The organism is Paenibacillus sp. FSL R5-0912 (genome assembly GCF_000758605.1).
GTDB lineage: Bacteria > Bacillota > Bacilli > Paenibacillales > Paenibacillaceae > Paenibacillus_AQ.
Genome location: NZ_CP009282.1, coordinates 7,275,018 through 7,293,907, shown reverse-complemented (window position 1 = coordinate 7,293,907; position 18,890 = coordinate 7,275,018). Strand labels below are relative to the sequence as shown.

16 protein-coding genes are annotated in these 18,890 nt (G+C 51.9%); 11 read left to right on the top strand and 5 right to left on the bottom strand.

All coding sequences use genetic code 11. The annotated features are described in order from the left end of the window. Positions 1-15: 15 nt before the first annotated feature. The gene (locus R50912_RS30980) at positions 16-984 is read left to right on the top strand and encodes a Gfo/Idh/MocA family protein (protein WP_042240449.1); all 969 of its coding nucleotides are present in this window, start codon (positions 16-18) and stop codon (positions 982-984) included. Positions 985-1,070: 86 nt separating this feature from the next. Here the strand turns inward: R50912_RS30980 and R50912_RS30975 are convergent, their stop codons facing one another. Both R50912_RS30975 and R50912_RS30970 read right to left on the bottom strand, forming a co-directional pair. Next, complete coding sequence (locus tag R50912_RS30975) at positions 1,071-1,754, bottom strand: CidB/LrgB family autolysis modulator (RefSeq protein ID WP_081956731.1); 684 nt, start codon at positions 1,752-1,754, stop codon at positions 1,071-1,073. Continuing rightward, complete coding sequence (locus R50912_RS30970; RefSeq protein WP_039305543.1) at positions 1,751-2,122, bottom strand: CidA/LrgA family protein; 372 nt, start codon at positions 2,120-2,122, stop codon at positions 1,751-1,753. Before R50912_RS30970 ends, R50912_RS30975 begins: the two co-directional genes overlap by 4 nt. Before the next feature lie 111 nt (positions 2,123-2,233). Between R50912_RS30970 and cidR the strand changes: the two genes are divergently transcribed. The 7 genes from cidR (at position 2,234) to R50912_RS30935 (ending at position 12,216) form a co-directional block, all read left to right on the top strand. Next, entirely contained in the window at positions 2,234-3,121 is an 888-nt protein-coding gene (cidR, locus tag R50912_RS30965) for a cidABC operon transcriptional activator CidR (protein WP_042240446.1), read from the top strand. 89 nt (positions 3,122-3,210) lie between these two features. Beyond that, complete coding sequence (locus tag R50912_RS36370) at positions 3,211-3,495, top strand: aspartyl-phosphate phosphatase Spo0E family protein (protein ID WP_042240443.1); 285 nt, start codon at positions 3,211-3,213, stop codon at positions 3,493-3,495. 142 nt (positions 3,496-3,637) lie between these two features. Next, on the top strand, positions 3,638-5,044 hold the full coding sequence (locus R50912_RS30955) for a hypothetical protein (RefSeq protein ID WP_052416777.1): 1,407 nt from the start codon (positions 3,638-3,640) through the stop codon (positions 5,042-5,044). A 345-nt stretch (positions 5,045-5,389) separates the two neighbouring features. Next, positions 5,390-5,776 carry a MarR family winged helix-turn-helix transcriptional regulator gene (locus R50912_RS30950; RefSeq protein WP_052416776.1) on the top strand — a complete coding sequence of 129 codons (387 nt, stop codon included), beginning with the start codon at positions 5,390-5,392 and terminating at the stop codon, positions 5,774-5,776. Continuing rightward, positions 5,769-7,529 (top strand): ABC transporter ATP-binding protein, encoded by a 1,761-nt coding sequence (locus R50912_RS30945; protein ID WP_042240435.1) that lies wholly within the window; start codon positions 5,769-5,771, stop codon positions 7,527-7,529. Before R50912_RS30950 ends, R50912_RS30945 begins: the two co-directional genes overlap by 8 nt. Beyond that, entirely contained in the window at positions 7,526-9,430 is a 1,905-nt protein-coding gene (locus R50912_RS30940; RefSeq protein WP_042240430.1) for an ABC transporter ATP-binding protein, read from the top strand. Before R50912_RS30945 ends, R50912_RS30940 begins: the two co-directional genes overlap by 4 nt. Positions 9,431-9,990: 560 nt before the next feature. Further along, entirely contained in the window at positions 9,991-12,216 is a 2,226-nt protein-coding gene (locus R50912_RS30935) for an MMPL family transporter (protein WP_042240427.1), read from the top strand. Between the two features lie 97 nt (positions 12,217-12,313). Here the strand turns inward: R50912_RS30935 and R50912_RS30930 are convergent, their stop codons facing one another. The 3 genes from R50912_RS30930 to R50912_RS30920 form a co-directional block, all read right to left on the bottom strand. Further along, complete coding sequence (locus tag R50912_RS30930; protein WP_042240425.1) at positions 12,314-12,625, bottom strand: antibiotic biosynthesis monooxygenase; 312 nt, start codon at positions 12,623-12,625, stop codon at positions 12,314-12,316. A gap of 41 nt (positions 12,626-12,666) precedes the next feature. Beyond that, entirely contained in the window at positions 12,667-13,386 is a 720-nt protein-coding gene (locus R50912_RS30925; RefSeq protein WP_039305517.1) for a 3-ketoacyl-ACP reductase, read from the bottom strand. Positions 13,387-13,548: 162 nt separating this feature from the next. Then, positions 13,549-15,102, bottom strand: a complete 1,554-nt coding sequence (locus R50912_RS30920) for an FAD-dependent oxidoreductase (RefSeq protein WP_042240423.1) — start codon at positions 15,100-15,102, stop codon at positions 13,549-13,551. A 156-nt stretch (positions 15,103-15,258) separates the two neighbouring features. Here R50912_RS30920 and R50912_RS30915 point away from each other — a divergent pair, with 156 nt between their 5' ends. Genes R50912_RS30915 through R50912_RS30905 form a run of 3 tightly spaced genes read left to right on the top strand, consistent with a single transcriptional unit; the run spans position 15,259 to position 18,826 of the window. Next, positions 15,259-16,626 carry a spore germination protein gene (locus tag R50912_RS30915; protein ID WP_042240419.1) on the top strand — a complete coding sequence of 456 codons (1,368 nt, stop codon included), beginning with the start codon at positions 15,259-15,261 and terminating at the stop codon, positions 16,624-16,626. Beyond that, on the top strand, positions 16,623-17,723 hold the full coding sequence (locus R50912_RS30910) for a GerAB/ArcD/ProY family transporter (RefSeq protein ID WP_042240417.1): 1,101 nt from the start codon (positions 16,623-16,625) through the stop codon (positions 17,721-17,723). The genes R50912_RS30915 and R50912_RS30910 overlap by 4 nt, the downstream gene beginning before the upstream one ends. Then, positions 17,720-18,826, top strand: coding sequence for a Ger(x)C family spore germination protein (locus R50912_RS30905; RefSeq protein WP_052416775.1), 1,107 nt, complete (start codon positions 17,720-17,722; stop codon positions 18,824-18,826). The genes R50912_RS30910 and R50912_RS30905 overlap by 4 nt, the downstream gene beginning before the upstream one ends. The last annotated feature ends 64 nt before the right edge of the window (positions 18,827-18,890 follow it).

Sequence of the window (18,890 nt, the reverse complement as noted above, 5' to 3'; positions counted from 1 at the left end):
ACAGGAGGTAAGGACATGACGCTAAATATCGGAATAGTCGGAACAGGGTGGTTCTCCAAGGTGCATGCGGATTTGCTGGCAGGGATGGAGGATGTATCATTGAAGGCCGTCTGCGGCAGCAGCAAGCCAAAGGGTGAGGACATGGCCCGTCCTTACGGAGCCGAGGGCTATGGGGATATTATCGAGATGCTGGATGCGCACAAGCTGGATGCCGTCTATATCTGTGTGCCTCCACAGTCACACGGGGCGATTGAACGGACGCTGATTCGAAGGGATATCCCTTTCTTTGTTGAGAAGCCGCTGGGCTCAAGCACGGCCATTCCGGCCAGCCTGCTGCAGGATATTAAGGAGCATCAGCTGCTGACTTCCGTCGGCTATCATTTCCGGTATCAGGAGAACATCCAGCGGCTCAAGCAATCGCTTAGTTCGGATAAGGTAGGGATGATCGTCGGAGAATGGATGGGCGGTATGCCGGGCGTGGCCTGGTGGCGCAACCAGGAGCAGTCCGGCGGACAATTCACGGAGCAGACTACGCATATCGTCGACCTGCTGCGTTATCTGGCCGGTGAGGTAACGGAGGTCTATGGGATGTTCGGCAACCGGATTATGCATGAGAAGCATGAAGGGGTGACTGTGTCCGATGTGGGTACAGTGTCCCTGAAGCTGGAGAGCGGCATCATTGCCAGCATCTCCAACACCTGCGTGCTGCCTGGAGAAGTAGGTAAAGCGGGCATCAGCTTCTATAATGATAACGGAATGCTTGACTGGAACCCGGAACGTCTGCTGGAAGTCCGCAGCGGAGCCAGCAAGGAATTCAAGAACACAGGTAATCCTTACGCGGTGGAGAGCGAAGCATTCCTGCATGCTGTGCGGACCGGAGACCGTTCCCGCATTCTCAGCGATTATGAGGACGGATATAAGACCTTGAAGGTGACCTGCGCAGCTTATGACTCCGCACAGAGCGGATTGCCGGTGAAGTTGTAGGAGGCATGTATGGTTACTATGTAGAAAAAAGACCCGCAGCATGGCTTTCGCCGTTGCTGCCGGTCTATGGCCCAAGCCGGGGCGGCCTAGTGGAGGAAAACCGCGAGCAGTGCCGGCGCAAGCCCGATAGAGAACAGCGCCGTCAGAATCATCGCGATACTGGAGATGGTGCCGGTCAGCGAACTCAGCTCGAAGGCTTTGGACGTGCCGGTACCATGCGCTGCGGTTCCCAGCGATACCCCGCGCGCAATTTCATTGTCAATGCGGAAAAGGCGGAGCACGGACGGTCCCATCATCGTTCCCAGTACACCGGTCAGAATGACGAAGACCGCTGTAATGCTGGGAACACCGCCGATGCTTTGTGAGATGCTCATGGCGATCGGTGTGGTCACCGAGCGAGGCACCAGACTGGTTGCCAGATCACCGCTAAGATGCAGCCATTTGGCCAGCAGCATGGATGAGATCACGGCAATAACCGTTCCTGACAGCACGCCTGCCGCAATTTCGGCGGCGTGCTTTTTGAGTACCTTGAAGTTTTTATGGAGTGGGATCGCAAAGGCGATAGTCGCCGGTTGAAGCAGGTCCGATAGCCATTTGCCTCCCGCATTGTAAGATTCATAGGAGCTGCCCGTCATCAGCAGAAAGGCGATGATCAGCAGCGGTGTAATAATCAGCGGGGAAGTGTACATTTTGCCGCTGGAGGCATAGATGCGTTTGGCCAGGAGGTAGACAGCGACGGTGAGTCCAAGAAATAATAATCCGGTTATCATGAGCTTCTACGCTCCTTTATTCTATAAATTGCACCCGTGAGTACCCCGGAGCCGGCCATTACAGCAAACGTACCTACGAGTACAACCGCCAGCACCTGCAGACCGTCTGCCTCGAGCAGCTTCGAATATTTCATAACACCTATAGCGGAAGGGATGAAGAACAGCAGCAGCTCAGCAAGCAGCCAAGAGGCGCCAACCTCTACCCAGTTCAGCCGGATCACACCGGATTCCAGCAGCAGAAATAAGAGAATCATCCCGATAATGCTTCCGGGAAGCGGAATATGCAGAAATGAGGTTAACGTATTCACCAGCAGGGAGAAGACGGTAAGTCCGGCTACCTGCAGTAAGCCTAAGGCGATCTTTTTCATAGCGATTACTTCCTTTCGTCTTACTGAAAGTTTACATCCTTTTCTTTCATAGGTACAATGAATAGATTGAATATCTCACATTCTTTTCATCTATATATGGAGGTTACCGGTATGGACATCAGACAACTGGAGTATTTCGTACAGGCGGCCAGGCTGAATAGCTTCTCCAGAGCGGCGGAATCGCTGTACATTACCCAGCCCACGATCAGCAAGATGATCCGCAATCTGGAGATTGAACTGGGGGCGGATCTATTTTACAGGGAAGGCAAAAGCATCCGTCTGACAGATGCAGGCGAGCTACTGCTGGTTAAGGCGCAGAATATTGTAGAGTCCTTCACGAGCCTCTCCTCGGAACTGGATAGTCTGCGCAATCTGAAGCAGGGTCATATCCGCATTGGACTGCCTCCTATGGTAGGTGCCAGTTTCTTCCCTGCTGTCATCGGGGAATTTCACCGCCGTTACCCGGAGGTGACGATAAGGCTGCATGAAGACGGCGCCAAAAAGGTAGAGGATGATGTGGAGGCCGGCCTGATTGATATCGGGGCGATTGTATTGCCTGTCAACAAAGCCAAGTTTCACTGCTTCACCTTTGTGGAGGAGAAGCTGCAATTGCTGGTTCCCGCAGGACACCGTTTGGACGGGGTGCAGAATGTGCAACTGAAAGAGCTGGCAGAAGAGGAATTCGTGCTGTTCCGGGAGGACTTCGCCCTGCATGACCGGATTATTTCGGAATGTGTCAAAGCAGGCTTCCAGCCTAAGGTAGTCTATGAGAGCTCGCAGTGGGATCTGATCAGCCGGATGGTAGCTGCAGGAATGGGCATTGCGCTACTGCCGGAGACCATATGCCGGGATATGGACCGTTCACGGATCGCTGTCATCCCAATGACCGAGCCTGTGATTCCCTGGCAGCTGGGGATGATCTGGCGCAGAGACCGTTATCTGTCCTTCGCCGCTCGGGAGTGGATCGCCTTCGCGATGAAAGTGCTCGGGGAACTGTAAACGACATTTTTTTCTTTTTTTTCAAAATATGTTTTTTGGCATCATGAATTATGATAAGGGAGAAGTTGATAGAGAGAAGGTGAGTAACCGTGAACCTTTACCAGAATTCTTCCGATAACCAGAGCAGGGATTACAGAGAAGATGAGCTGTTTCTTACTATAGAGAACTTAAGAAGTGAATTGCTGGAGGTGGCCCAGGAGCGGAGTCTGAGTGATCATGCGGTTCTGGAACTCAGCCAGCGGCTGGACGGATATATTGTACTGGCCCAGAATCTGATGATGGAGAGTCTGCGCAGCCGCAAGAACGGGGCAGCAGGGTACACCAAGAACACCATAAACCAGCGGATCAGAAATAAAGCTGCCTTGCAGCAGTAGTCTGAATTTATACAATAACTCCAGTTAGCGTCTGGATGTTGAGGTCTCACTATGTGGGGCCATTTTGTTGTGCTTTCAATAGTCATCACCTATAATGGCAATAAATAGAAGGGGTACAAGTGAATCCTTGAGGAGGTGCCGGGTGGAGGCGAAACTGACTACGCTACGAACAGAAATTGAGAAAAATTTATCCCGCTCGGGCCATAATCTTGCCTCATTTGCCAAAATATCCGGACTGAACCGCGGCAGTCTCAGTGCGATCCTTCATGGTAATCCGCCTAAGCCGGTTTCTCTGAGACAATTGGATGCGATGACCCGGGCCTTCGGATTCCCGGAGGGCTGGCTGTATCCGCTATTTGTGGAAGAGTGCTTTAGTGAGGACAGAATTTCACGCCGCCGTATGGAGCCTTTTTTGGTCCGCTGTGCCGAAATTGGCAAGCAGCAGTGTATTGATGAAGTCTTGAGCAGGATTATGGAATATCCTAAACCGCTGGATATCATCTATACGGTAGCGGAGAGGCTGTTCTGCAGCGGCAAGACACAGGAATCGGTCGTGTTCTACAGGCTTATTGTAGAGAATGAGCCGGATAGCTACTCGGAACGGATGGCCATCAGCCAGTATCGTATGTTCAAATCCCTGCAGTCTACACCTGATGTGGACATGGAACAGAAGCTGCGCGCTGTAATCCGCTTTGAGCCGTTCCGCGGTCTGCTTCCCGAGGACATGCAGCTGGACGGGCTGCTTAAGCTGGCGAAGGTATGCTTTGCATTGCACCGCTGGAAGGATGTAGAGAAATATGCCGATGAGCTGAGAGCATTAACCCATGGGATCTACCGGGAGGAATTGCGCAGAAGCAAGGGGAAACGGGTGGAGGCTTTCCAGGCGGAACGCCCGCTGGTAGTCTATTATGGCCATGGCTATCTATTGAAGGCTTCGGCGCTTACTAAGCAGGGAGAATATGAGCAGGCCAAGAAATACACCGCCGGGTATGCAGATCTGGGATGGTTTGAGCTGCTGGATGATGAAGGGCGCAGTGCCGTGGATAGCTTCCGGCTGTTTGCTGTAGCCAATAGCTTTACCCTTGAGATATTAATGGGCAATACTTCTGAGCTGCCGGCATATATAGCTTTTCTGGCAGAGCATCCCGGTGAAATTCTATCCGGCATGGTCATTATTCTGGAGTCGGCCAACCGTTTCGGATTCTCTGCAGACGCTGTGCTGTCACGCTTTTCCAGGGAGATGCTGCGTTTTGAACAATTTCAGGACCCGATTAATGTAGACCGTGTGTACCGTCTCTATTACCAGATAGCCATGTATTATATCTCACGTAAACAGTACTCCAAAGGAATTGACTATATTATTCAATGTCTGCGGCTAACCGTCAGGCTGAATAGCGGAAAGGACTTCATTAATTGTGTGACCCTGTTCGAATTGAACAGGGACGCCTCCTCCGACACCCAGCAGACCGCTTACAGGGAGCTGCTACGGGATGTAAGACAGCGTGAGGAAATTACTGATCATGAGAGCCCCCGTTTTGGCGTAGTTTAACTTTATCATTGCCTTATCTAAGGATCACTCCCCGGCCATCCGTGTCGCGGGAGCATTTATGCGTAATTATGTGAAAAAAGCACAAACATCCCTCAACCTGCGTTCTTCAATCTGTAATAATTGATAGCGAATTCAGGAATTGACAAAGTATTGCCCGGAAAATATAATTAGGTAGCCTAATTAATATAGTATTTAATTATTTGTATACCTAACTAAAAAAGAGGTGGGAACATTGGGATAAATAGAGAAGATGAAAATTCAGTCGGACACAAGCTTTTCTCCGCACTCCGGCAGCTGCGCAAAGGCCACCTGTATCATTCCGTGGAGGGTCATAAGCCAAGTGAGATGACTTTATTGATATGTATTGCACGGGCGTCCCATTCATCTGATGTAGGACTCAAGGTTTCTGAAATCAGCCGCTTTCTGGGGCTGACTCCGCCTACGGTCACACAGCTGATCAACAGTCTGGAGGCTAAGCACATGGTGGAACGGCAAGCCGACGTCTCCGACCGGAGAGTGGTACGCATCAAGTTGACGGAACAGGGGAAAATTATTACCCGCAAGGCCAAGAAGCATATGGACGCCACGCTTAACAAAATGGTGGAGTATCTGGGTGAGGAAGAGTCCGATCAGCTGGCAGAGCTGCTGCTTAAAGTACATGCCTTCATGAAAGACAATCCACCGCCAAATCTAGACCGGTTACAAATGAACGGAGATGAGAAACTTGATTAAATTACTAAAGCATTTGAGACCCTTCCGATTGGCAATAGCCGCAGTACTGATTCTCGTATTCCTGCAGTCCATGGGAGATTTGTATCTTCCGACCCTGATGAGTGACATTATTGATAGGGGGATTGTGAACGGCGACCAGAATTACATCTGGAGAATCGGCGGCTTCATGCTGCTCGTAGCGGCCGGCGGTGCAGCCTGCTCCATTGTTGCCAGCTATCTGTCGGCTAAGATAGCAGCGGGCTTCGGTAAGAACACCCGGTCACGGATGTTCAACCATGTCGAGAATTTCACGCTGCATGAATTCGACAAGCTGGGTACGGCTTCGTTGATTACACGTACTACCAACGATATTACACAAGTCCAGACTGTATTAACAATGATGCTTCGCATGATGATTGGTGCTCCGATGATGATGATCGGCGGGATTATTATGGCGGTGTCTGAGGATGCCAAGCTCTCGCTGATCTTTGTAGTGGTGATTCCGCTGCTGGTTGGAGCGATCTTCTTCATTGGAATGAAGGGACTTCCGCTGTTTAAAGCCATCCAGATCAAGCTGGACAAATTAAACCTTGTGCTGCGAGAGCATTTGACCGGTATCCGCGTCATCCGCTCGTTCAACCGGATTGAGCATGAGAATAAGCGGTTTAGTCTGGCCAATGCAGATCTGACGGATACTGCAATCAAAGTGAATAAAGTTATGGCCGGACTGATGCCGCTGATGATGATCGTAATGAACTTCTCCATGATCGCTATCCTCTATTATGGTGGAATCCGGATTGGAGACGGTGATCTCCAGGTAGGTTCACTGATGGCCTTCATTCAATATGCAATGCAGATTATGTTCTCCCTCATCATGGTTTCAATGATGTTTGTCCTGATTCCAAGAGCCTCTGCCTCTGCACTGCGTATCAATGAAGTCCTCGATATGCAGCCTGAAATTACAGATCCGACAACTGCAGACCTGAAGACTACAGCTACGGCTACCCATGCTGACGGCCGTGACGGAATGCGTGGTTTTGTGGAGTTCGACAATGTAACCTTCTCTTATCCGGGGGCTGAACAGCCTGCACTGTCCGGGATTACCTTCAGTGCACGCCCCGGCGAGATTACAGCTATTATCGGCGGAACAGGGTCAGGTAAATCAACGCTGCTAAACATGATTCCAAGATTCTATGATGCTATTGAAGGTTCGATCCGCGTCGATGGAGTGGATGTACGCCAGATGACGCAGGAGGATCTGCGGAGTAAGATCGGTTATATCCCGCAAAAAGCCGTGCTGTTCACCGGTACCATTAACGAGAATATCCGTTACGGGAAAGAGGACGCTACGGACGATGAAATCCTTCATGCCGCCAAGGTGGCCCAGGCCTATGATTTCGTAACGGCCATGAAGGACGGTTTCAATTCGGAAATCTCCCAGGGTGGAGGCAATGTCTCCGGCGGCCAGAAACAGCGTTTGTCCATAGCCCGTGCACTGGTACGGAAACCGGAAGTGTATCTGTTTGATGACAGCTTCTCGGCGCTTGACTTCAAGACCGATGCCAAGCTGCGTGCTGCCCTTAAAGGCGAGACTACAGAATCTACAGTCCTTATTGTCGCACAGCGTGTCAGTACGGTTATGGATGCAGACCGGATTATCGTACTGGATGACGGTGAGATTGTTGGAATGGGCACACACCGTGAGCTGCTGGATAACAATGAGGTGTACCGCGAGATCGTATCCTCGCAGTTGTCAGAGGAGGAAATAGCATGAGTGAGCAGAATAAAAACATGAAACCGCCGCAGCGTTCAGGTGGTGGCTTCGGACCAGGCGGAGGACCCGGCGGTCCGGGCATGAGAATGCCGGCTGAGAAAGCCAAGGATTTCAAAGGAACGCTGCGGCGCCTGACCCGGTATTTGCGCCCGCGCCAGGTTCAGCTGATTATTGTGTTTGTGATGGCGATTGCCAGTACCATATTCAGCATTTTCAGCCCTAAAGTAATGGGTAGAGCTACCACCAAATTGTTTGAAGGCGCCTATGGCAAGCTGATGGGTGTACCTGGAGCGGAGATTGATTTTGGCTATATTAATGATATTCTGATTCTCCTGGCCGGACTGTATCTGTTAAGCGCATTGTTCAGTTATATACAGCAGTATGTAATGGCCGGTGTGGCGCAGAAGGTCGTCTATGATATGCGTGAACAGATCAACAGCAAGCTTGAACGGCTGCCGCTGAAGTACTTCGATTCCCGGACACACGGGGAAATATTAAGCAGGGCGACCAATGATGTAGACAATATCAGTACTACCCTGCAGCAGAGTTTGACCCAGCTTATTACGTCCATTGTGACGATTATTGGTGTCATAGTAATGATGCTGACCATCAGCCCGTGGCTAACGTTGATTACCATAGTAACACTGCCGCTGAGCTTCGTGGTCATTATGCTGATCACCAAACGCTCACAGACCTATTTCATCGGCCAGCAGAAGTCGCTGGGACAGCTGAATGGTCATGTTGAGGAAATGTATACCGGACACCGTATTATCAAAGCGTTCGGACGCGAGAAGAACTCTTTGAAGGACTTCAACAAAATTAATGATGACCTGTACAATTCCGGCTGGAGATCCCAGTTCATCTCCGGGATTATTATGCCGCTGATGATGTTTATCGGGAACCTTGGCTATGTGCTCGTCTGTGTGGTCGGCGGGATCTTCGTAACCAAAAAAGCAATTGATGTCGGGGACATCCAGGCCTTCATCCAGTATTCGCGCCAGTTCACAATGCCGATTACGCAGACGGCCAATATCGCCAACATCATCCAGTCCACCATCGCTTCGGCGGAACGTGTATTTGAACTGCTGGATGAAGAAGAGGAAGTTCCTGAAGTGGGGACTTCACTTGCGAAACGTCCAGTGGATGCCGAAGAGGGCTCCGTGGAATTCCGCCACGTGAAGTTCGGCTACAAAGAGGATGCTATCCTCATTGAAGACATGAATATCGAGGTCAGCCCAGGACAGACCATTGCCATTGTAGGTCCAACCGGAGCCGGCAAAACGACCCTGATCAACCTGCTGATGCGCTTCTATGAGATCAGCGGCGGGGAGATTGTGATCGATGGTGTCAACATCACCAATATGAAGCGCAGCGAGCTGCGCAGCAAGTTCGGTATGGTGCTCCAGGATACCTGGCTGTTCAACGGCACCATCCGTGACAATATCGCTTATGGCCGCGAAGGGGCTACGGAAGCTGATGTGGTCCGGGCAGCCAAGGCTGCGCATGCCGACCACTTCATCCGCACGCTGCCGCTGGGCTATAACACGATCCTGAACGAGGAAGCCTCGAACATCTCCCAAGGGCAAAAGCAGCTGCTTACCATTGCCCGGGCAATCCTGGCTGATCCTTCAATCCTGATTCTGGATGAAGCCACCAGCAGCGTCGATACCCGCACGGAGGTGCAGATCCAGAAGGCTATGAATACGCTGATGAACGGCAGAACCAGCTTCGTCATCGCTCACCGCCTGTCCACCATCCGTGATGCGGATCTGATTCTGGTTATGAATCAGGGCAGCGTGATTGAGAAGGGCACCCACCTGGAGCTGCTCGAAGCAGGCGGCTTCTACGCCGACCTCTACAACAGCCAGTTCTCCGGGGATGATCTGCCGGACGTGGGCTAAACGGTATATGACCGCGGGTAAACTGTAGAGATTACTCCAAACATCTCTTCTAAAATGTACTGTGAAGATGTATTTTAACAATCGGCTGTATCCCTCAGCTTAGCTCATAGCCCCGGCGTTCACTGCAGGCAGTCTGCGTGAACGCCGGGGCTTTTACTATATACGGTCAGTTGAGCTGGAGTTAGGTGGCGGTAAATGGACTATTCGCTTAAAAATCCTGCATAAAATACAACAATCCCCTCGTTAAATCGGTCTAAAATCAAAATTTTTTGTACAAAAGGCAACATTTCGGGCAGAATCATGCCGCGCGGCTTAAGTAGAGCCATCTATTTTCCCTTGGGTATCATATACTAGTTTCCAGATAATAATAGAAATAGAGACAACGGTGCTCACCCGTTCTAGACGTAATGAATCAGGGGTTTCATGAGGCAATGTCGTCTACTGTAACTCTTACTATCTATTGCTTTAGAAAAAAGGTTTGCTTAAAATTTTTAAGGTATATATGATAAGGATAGTAAAATGACCCGCGGCTCATTTTGGGCTTGCGGATGGGAGAGAGGATGAAAGGAATGTCAGGCTACGGTAAATGGGTAGCAGGAGGCAAAACAAAATGGATTACCCTTCTGGTGTGGATTGCAGTTGTAGGGGCTTTGACTATGATCTGGCCTTCGGTGAACTCGCAGGTTGTCAATAACGCGCCCAACCTGCCGGAGGATTCGCAATCTGTCCGCGCAGCAGCGCTTGCGGAGGCAGAATTCCCTGCCGGAAGCGGCGTACCGGCCTTGCTGGTATGGCATCGTGAAGGCGGATTGTCAGAGGAAGATCTCCTACATATAACTGCTGTATACTCCAAGCTTGAGCAGCAGCCGCTCGCGCATCAGAACTTCGTTCCGCCGCTTGGTCAGCTGCCGCCACAGGCGCTGCAGGCTTCACTGTCGGAGGATAGAAGTACAATCGTCACACCAGTGCTGTTTGACAAGAAGGCAGACAGTGAACAGCTCGGCGAATCACTGACCGAGATGAAGACGCTGATCGGCGCTGAAACTGGCACAGACCCTTCTGCAGCCAAGCAAGACAGCGGCGATTTAAGCCTTAGGGTTTCCGGTCCAGTCGGGATATCGGTAGATGCAACAGGCTTATTCAAGAATGCTGATGTTGCACTGCTGATCGCAACCGTAATACTGGTGCTGGTCTTCCTGCTGCTGATCTACCGTTCGCCGATTCTGGCATTGATTCCGCTGGTTGCAGTCGGCTTTGCTTACGGTGTAACCAGCCCGCTGCTTGGCAAGATGGCAGAGGAAGGCTGGATTACGGTGGATTCGCAGGCCGTATCTATTATGACGGTGCTGCTCTTCGGGGCGGGGACAGACTACTGCCTGTTTATGATTTCCCGGTTCCGCCAGATGCTGAAGGTTGAGGAGAACAAGGGGCGTGCACTGCTGAGTGCAATCACCCATTCCTCCGGAGCGATCGCCATGAGCGGATTCACAGTTGTGCTTGCGCTCTTCGCGCTGCTGCTGGCCAAATACGGGGCGTACCACCGCTTTGCGGTTCCGTTCAGTGTCTCTATTCTCATTATGGGGATTGCCAGTCTGACGCTGGTTCCGGCACTATTGGCTATCTTTGGTCGAACCTCGTTCTTCCCGTTCGTTCCGCGCACTCCGCAAATGGAGATTGAGCGGGCCAAGGCCAAGGGGAAGCCGGTACCGCAGCCGAAGAGTTCACCCAAAAAAGGAATCGGGTATCTTGTCATTTCCCGGCCATGGGCGATCGTGGGAGTAACCGTGGTGGTATTGGGCATCCTGGCCTCGTTCTCCAGCGGAATTAAATTCACCTATGATATCCTATCCTCCTTCCCGAAAGATATGGAATCGCGTGAAGGGTTCGACCAGATCGGCAAGCAGTTCTCTCCCGGAGAGCTGGCACCGGCCAAGCTGATGGTGGATACAGAGGGCCTGCGCGGCGGAGAAGATCTGAAGGTCATCCTGGGCGGCCTGTCCTATGTGGACGTGGTATCTGATCCGCAGCAGGGGGCCGTTAATAAGAACATCACTGCCTATGATATTGAATTCAAGGCTAATCCGTATTCCATCGAGGCGATGAATCACATTCCGGCACTCCAGGCTACTGTAGAGCAGGCCCTGGCGGAGTCGGGAATAGAGAACGCGCAGGATAAGGTATGGATTAGCGGACAGACCGCTACCCAGTATGATACCAAGGAGCTCGGGGAACGGGATACCGATCTGATTATACCGGTGGTTATCGGGATGATTACAGTGCTGCTGCTGATCTATCTCCGATCTGTAGTGGCGACCATTTATCTGGTAGCTACGGTAATTCTCTCCTTCTTCTCGGCACTCGGTCTGGGCTGGATTATTATTCATTATCTGCTCGGTGCAGATGCAATTCAAGGCGCAATTCCGCTCTATTCCTTCGTCTTCCTGGTAGCGCTGGGCGAGGATTATAACATCTTCATGATCTCGAATATCTGGAAAAAGCGTAAAGCTATGCCGCTGAAGCAGGCCATCGCCGAAGGCGTGAACGAAACCGGATCGGTAATCACCTCCGCCGGACTCATTCTGGCAGGTACCTTCGCTGTATTGGCGAGTCTGCCGATTCAGGTGCTGGTGCAATTCGGTATCATCACCGCGATTGGCGTGCTGCTCGATACCTTCGTGGTCCGGCCGTTCCTGGTTCCGGCCATCACCGTGCTTCTGGGCCGCCGGGCCTTCTGGCCGGGCAAGCATCAGGACGTGGGCGAGTCTCCGGCAACAGGCCGCGAATAACCGGGTTGTGAACTACAGAAGCAATAACAGGGATGCCCCGTCAAGCCTTAAAGGCTGCGGGGCATCCCTGTTGTGTATATGCGTATAACGGCTGGATTCAGTTACCGGGAGTTCGGCTGAGTAGCAGCTCATACTTGTCGAGTGAGGCGCCGACAATGGCTTCATTCCGGCCGGCCCCGCGGTGCGAATCGCGGAAGGCGGGACTGGACGTCCAGCCGCTTAGGGCTTCCTCGCTCTCCCAGACAGTACAGATCTTCAGCTCCTCCACGCCTTCTTTGGGCGCGCCCTGCCAGACCTCCATGCGGATAAATCCGGGCATGCTCTGCACCCCATTGTCTGCCCCAAAACGCGAGGCCAGTGCTTCGCCATGTCCTTCTTTGATCTTAATCGTGTTGGTTACTACCAGCATGCCAAGTCCTCCTCATAGGGTGTGGGTGTAATCTGCCATTGTTATTGCGGATTAGTCGTCCAGATGCCAGCGGTCTTCAGGAAGACGCGGTCTGGAAGCTTCAAGGCAGCGAGCGTCAGCTCGGCCACATCCTCGGGCTGCATCATCCGGTCTTCATCACCGATCTTCAGGCCGGCACCGGTGGCCAGACCTGTGTTGACGGTGCTGGGGGTTAGTGCCACGACACGGATATTATGCTTGCGGACCTCCATCGCCAGCGCTTCCGTCATACCCATCAAAGCGAATTTGGAAGCACAATAGGCTGAGCCTGTAGCGAAGCCGCGTTCTCCTGCCGTAGAAGAGATATTGATGATGTTACCGCTGGAACGTTCAATCATAGCAGGCAGTGCCGCACGGGTTACATAATAAGTGCCGAACAGATTGATCTGCATATGGCGCTCCCAGTCAGCAGGGTCCATCTCCAGGAAGGTGCCAAACTGGGCAATCCCGGCATTGTTGATAAGTGCGTCGAACGGGCCAAGGTCATTCTGCAGGGCCACAACCGCCCGCTCTGCTTCCTCACGCACCGCAATATCAGCTACAGCAATGCTGACCTTGATGTCATATACCTCAGTCAATGCCGACTTCAGTGCCTCCAGATCTGCTGAAGTTCTGGAGATAAGCCCCAGGTTAGCGCCTTCTTTAGCGAGTGCCATCGCGAGAGCTTTGCCGATCCCTTTACCTGCACCTGTAATTACAATACTGGTTCCTCTTAAATCCATAACCTGTCGTCACGCTCCTTAAGATAGAAAATTCTATATATTGGATGAACATAAGCCTATTATACCTGAGCGGACAGAGACAATCACGCCGGGACAGGCGAAGAGGGACAAGACAGTCCATTCTAATTGTATGCTCTGTACACTACTGTATATGAAGCAGGCTTACTGCTTGGCTGTGAGGTTCTTAAGCGGGACTGTGGCCGGTCCTTCGATCACATCGCCCTCATAAGAGAAGCGGGAGCCGTGGCACGGGCAATCCCAGGAGCGTTCCCCGTTATTCCACTCGCATTCACAGCCCATATGTGTGCAGGTTCTGTCCACGAGATGCAGCTTGCCCTCAGGGTCGCGGTAGCCGCCAACCCGTTTGCCGTCATGGAAAACAACGGCCCCTTCATCCGGTGCAAGATCTTCTGTTTTTTTATGGATAATCTCCACTTTTCCGGCTACAAGCTCTTTGGCGACCGAGAAGTTCTGCACGATGAAATTTTTGATGCCCGGATTAGCTTTGAAGCGTGTCGGATCGTACAGCTCTGTATAAGGGTTGCTGCTTCCCAGGATCCCATCTGCAATTAGGCGTGCAGCCAGCGTCCCGCTGGTCATTCCCCACTTGGCGAAGCCTGTGGCAATATAGATTTCTTCATCCTCCGCCCGCTTGCCGATGTAGGGGACCCGGTCCAGAGTGATGAGATCCTGCGCCGACCAGCGGAAGGGAATGCTGCGAATGCCGAGCAATTCTCCCGCAAACTTCTCCAGATTCTCATAGTGGCCGAAGGTACAGATGCCTTGTCCGGTCTTGTGGTTATTACCGCCGACGATTACGAGCTTCCGCCCGTCCCATTCCACCGCGCGCAGCGAGCGGGTAGGTTCACTGGCACTCAGGTACATGCCGCCCTCATAATCAGCTTCCGGCTCAATAGCCAGACAATAGGACCGCTCCGCGTGCAGCCGCGAGAAATAGAGGGAGCCTCCATCATAGAATGGGAAATGGGAGGCGGACACGGCATGGCGGCATTTAATTTTGAACTTCTCCCCTTCGGTATAGAGGGTGAGATGCCCGTCCGTATCGACCTTTTCCCCGATCATCGTATGCTCATATACCTTGCCGCCCTTGTCCAGCACGACCTGCAGCAGCCCCTTCAGGTACTCCAGCGGATGAAAACGGGCTTGTCCAGGCAGCTTGATCGCACCGCCTGCTCTCAGTGGCAGCGAAACCTGGTCCAGCCATTCTCCCGGCAGTCCAAGCTTACTGTATGCCTCGAATTCAGCAGCCAGCTGCTTGAGCGTCTTCTCATCTCCCCTATCGGCATACAGATACGCAGCTTCCCGCGTCAACCCGCAGGACAGCCCCACTTCTTCAGCCGTAGCGATCATCCACTCCAGCGCTTCACTGTTTGACTGGAAATAGAGCCGGGCCTGTTCCTCCCCAAAGTGCTTCAGCAGATCACTGTAGATCATTCCGTGCTGGGCGGTGATTTTGGCGCTGGTGAAGCCGGTGGTGCCGCCAAGGATCTCTCCCGCTTCGAGCAGAGTGACCTTATACCCTGCCTTGGACAGCAAATAAGCTGTCGTAATACCCGTAATGCCTGCTCCGACAATGGCTACATCTGTGACATGATCTTCCGCAAGCTCCGGAAAAGAGGGCAGTTCTGTACTGCCCCTCCATAATGATTCCGGAAATTGCGGAAGACCTTGCGAGCGGTGATCCTGTGAATTCATGAAGTGATCCCTCCATTAGTCATTATTCATTTCATTTATTACCACACTCCCGGCAAAAGAAACGCCTCGATCCGGCAGCGGGTGTATGAAATGAGGGCGACAGTGCCAAAATAAGGGGAAGTTCCCGGCAATTCGGGCCTGGAGGGAGAATGATCCATGTCAGGACAAGTGCATAAGCAGGGAGTGACCCTGGAATGGATCAGGGGACAGCTGAGCGGTTTCGGTGACCTTGAGGACAATATCATGGCTGTTCCCTCGGGAGAGGTCAGCCTGCTGTATATCAAGAGTATTACGGATGGACTGACGGTCAGCCGGAATATCGTGAAGCCGTTCTACGAGATGGGTAATCCGTCAGCGTACTATAATTACATCGCGGACTATCCCGGGAGTGAGGAAGTTACGGAGGGGACGCGCGCGCTGGATCTTCTGCTAAGCGGTTATGCCTGTATAGGCAGCTCTGGCAAGCTCTGCTTCTTCGATGCGCTCAAGATTGAGGTCAGCAGTGTCAAGGAGACTATTACGGAGAGTATCAGCCAGGGACCTTCCGATGCGCTCAGTGAGAGTCTGGCGGTTAGTCTGAACCTGATCCGGCGGCGTTATCAGTCTTCCGAACTGAAGATGGAATTCACCATTATCGGCAACGTGTCCAAGACCAAAGTGGCTATACTCTATGACGAAAGCAGAGTGAATCACGATGTTCTGGCCGAATTAAAAGAGAAGCTGGACACGCTGAAGCTGGATGTTCTGCAGGCTGCCGGTGAGCTGGAGAAATATATCAGCAGCGATAAGCTGCGCATTTTTCCCAAAACGATTGTTACAGAGCGGCCCGACCGGGTGGTATTCAATTTAGCTGAAGGCAAAGTAGCGGTGCTGCTGGATACCACAGGGTATGCGATTGTGCTTCCTTCGATCTTCAATGATTTCTTCACGGCCATGGATGACAAGATTCAACTGCCTTTTGTAGGGCGTTTCTTAAAAATGCTGCGTATTCTCGGTGTGGCCATGACGCTGTGGCTGCCGGCCCTGTATATTGCCTTTACCTCCTACAATCCAGAGATTGTTCGTGTGCAGATTGCCCTCTTAATCGGGGGGAGCCGGGCTACTGTGCCGTATCCTTCTTTTGTCGAAGTCATTCTTATGATGATCATGATGGAATTTCTGACGGAAGCGAGTTTGCGGCTGCCCAGAGCCATTGGCCCGACGGCCACAACGGTTGGAGGTCTGATTCTGGGACAAGCCGCCACTGCAGCAGGGCTGATCGGCAATATTATGATTATTCTCGTATCCGTAGTGGCGATATCGAATTTCCTGATTCCCCTCAATATGATGAGCTTCTCCATCCGCGTCCTGAAATATTTCTTTGTCATGGCGGCAGCGGTGCTGGGACTCGTTGGTGTTGTCGTCTGCCTCGTAGGCTTTACCATGTATTTATGCAGCCAGCGCAGCTTCGGCCAGCCGTATTTCAAGTTGTTTTTTCTCGATACGCTGGGAACTGCATTGAGGAAGAAAGGCGGTAGACAATGAGGGCCAAGAGCCGCTATTTCTATTGCCTTTTTCTCATGAATACCCTGATCAATATCGTTAATTTCACCCCCCGGGAGCTGATCGATGCCCGCTTCGACGGTGCACAGTCCTCCATTCTCGTTGCAGTGGCTGTGGGCACTTTATTCATCTACCTGTTCACCAAAGTCATTAATAAATTTCCTGGGCAGGGACTGCCGGAAATCTTCGGATCTGCGTTGCCAAAGCTGCTGGCTTCTCCGCTGATTTTGGTATATGCGGTGCTCTGGTATATGGCGGGGGCGCTTATCCTGCTGTCCTTCGTGGATATTACACTGCGGTTTATCAGTCCGGATACAGGTCCTTATGCGGTAATGTTTGGGTTCCTGGCGCTCGTCTGCCTGTGTTCCCGGATAGATTCACTGTCACTTCTCTATGGACTGGAGGTTACGCTTGCCATCACCTTGCCCTTAATCCTGTATACGATGGTCAAGGCAGTGATTAATCCGGATTTCAGCTGGGACGCTGTGCTCCAGGTAATGACCCATTCCTTGCATGCTCCGGATATGAACAGCCTGGCAGCAGCGACCTTTACGTTCAGCGGCTACATTAATATGGCGGTATTCAACCGGGTATTTCATGGGCTGAAGCTTAAGCATATATGGATCCTCAGTCTGGAAGGTTTCCTGATGCTGCTGGTCACTTTTTTCGTGCCTATAGGGTATCATGGGACAATCGGTATCGAGCGGCATGTGTATACCTGGTTCACGACGGCGGACAGTATCCGTGTTGAAGCTTTTTTGATCGAACGCATGCTGTATATCTTCTATTTCGCCTACAGTACCTTATCGCTGGTCAGTGCCATTATCCAGTGGCATGTCGGCAAAGAGCTGTTCCTTAGCCTGCTTCCCTCCACATCCGGGAAGCCTAAGACAAAGCTCTGGCAGGAAATTGTTATCCTGAGCCTGTTTGCTGCAGGAGCGGTTGCCCTCTTGCGTCTGGATCAATACAACCTTAATATGCTTGGTGTATTCCTGCTGCATATCCGCTGGTACGGAGAGCTGCTGATGGTTGGATTGCTGTTCTGGTGCTACTGGGTTGTGAGGGGGCGGAGAGCATGAGAAGCATGCGTGGCAGAGTCATCCTTCTCCTGCTGCTGGTGTGTATGGTATTGACAGGCTGCAATTTCAAAGATATTGACCGGAGAATATTTGTAGTAGCCATCGGGATAGACCCCGGTAAGGAGGAGGGGACGTTCAAGGTAAGCCTGAAGCTGGCTATCCCTCAAGGGGATGTTACCAAGATTGATGAGAAGATGCTGATCGTCACTGAAGAATCAGAGAGCATCTCTGAAGCGCTGCGGAGAATGAAGTCCAAAGTAGAGAAGGAGCTGGACTATGTCCACTGCAAGACGCTGATTCTGGGCGAGCAAATCGCCGCCAAAGATATCCGGCATGTGACAGACTGGGCGATGAGGCGCAGAGATATCCAGTCGATTCTTAATTTTGCGGTAGGAAAGCCGGGAGCGCTTGAAGTGCTGCAGGTCAAGCCGCCCTCTGAGCGTATTCCGTCCAACTCGCTGATTCTGGCTATGAGCGGACAAGGAACAGAGTCGCCTTTTATCTCGAGTGTATACTCCTATCAGCTGATGCGGAGTATTTATGAGAAGGGTATAGATCCCATACTGCCGATTATCGAGGCACAGGGGAAGGAGCAGTTCCTGATCGACAAGATTGCTCTGCTGGATAAGAGTAAAATCAAGCTTGTCCTCTCACCCGATGAGACCCGGCTGTTCAATCTGCTGTCCCGTTCCAATCTGCGCACGAACTTTCCCGCCCGTTTAGGCGACGGAATGTATCAGTACTATACGGAGAGCAGTTCTTCCAGCTACCGGATTGTGACGAGGCAGGATGGGGAACCGGCCATTCGCTACCAAATTAAGATCCGTGCGATCCTGGAAGAGAACAGTACGGTGCAGATGATCACTCATCATATGCTGCAGAAGATTGCCGCCGCCGGAGGGACGGAGCTTAGCCAGGCTGTTACTGCATTGCTCCTGAAAATCCGGGACAGCGGAATGGATCCCTTGGGCTGGGGGCTGCATTACGGGGCACGACACTGGAATAATGACACGGAAATGGCGGTATGGGAGAGCCTGTATCCCCGTCTGAAATTCGAGGTGAAAGCCGACGTGGAAGTGAAATACTCGGGAATGATCAAATAGTGTCCCGTGCATTGACGCTTCCAGCATCAGGACTTATACTTGATCTAAAAACAAGTTAGAGGAT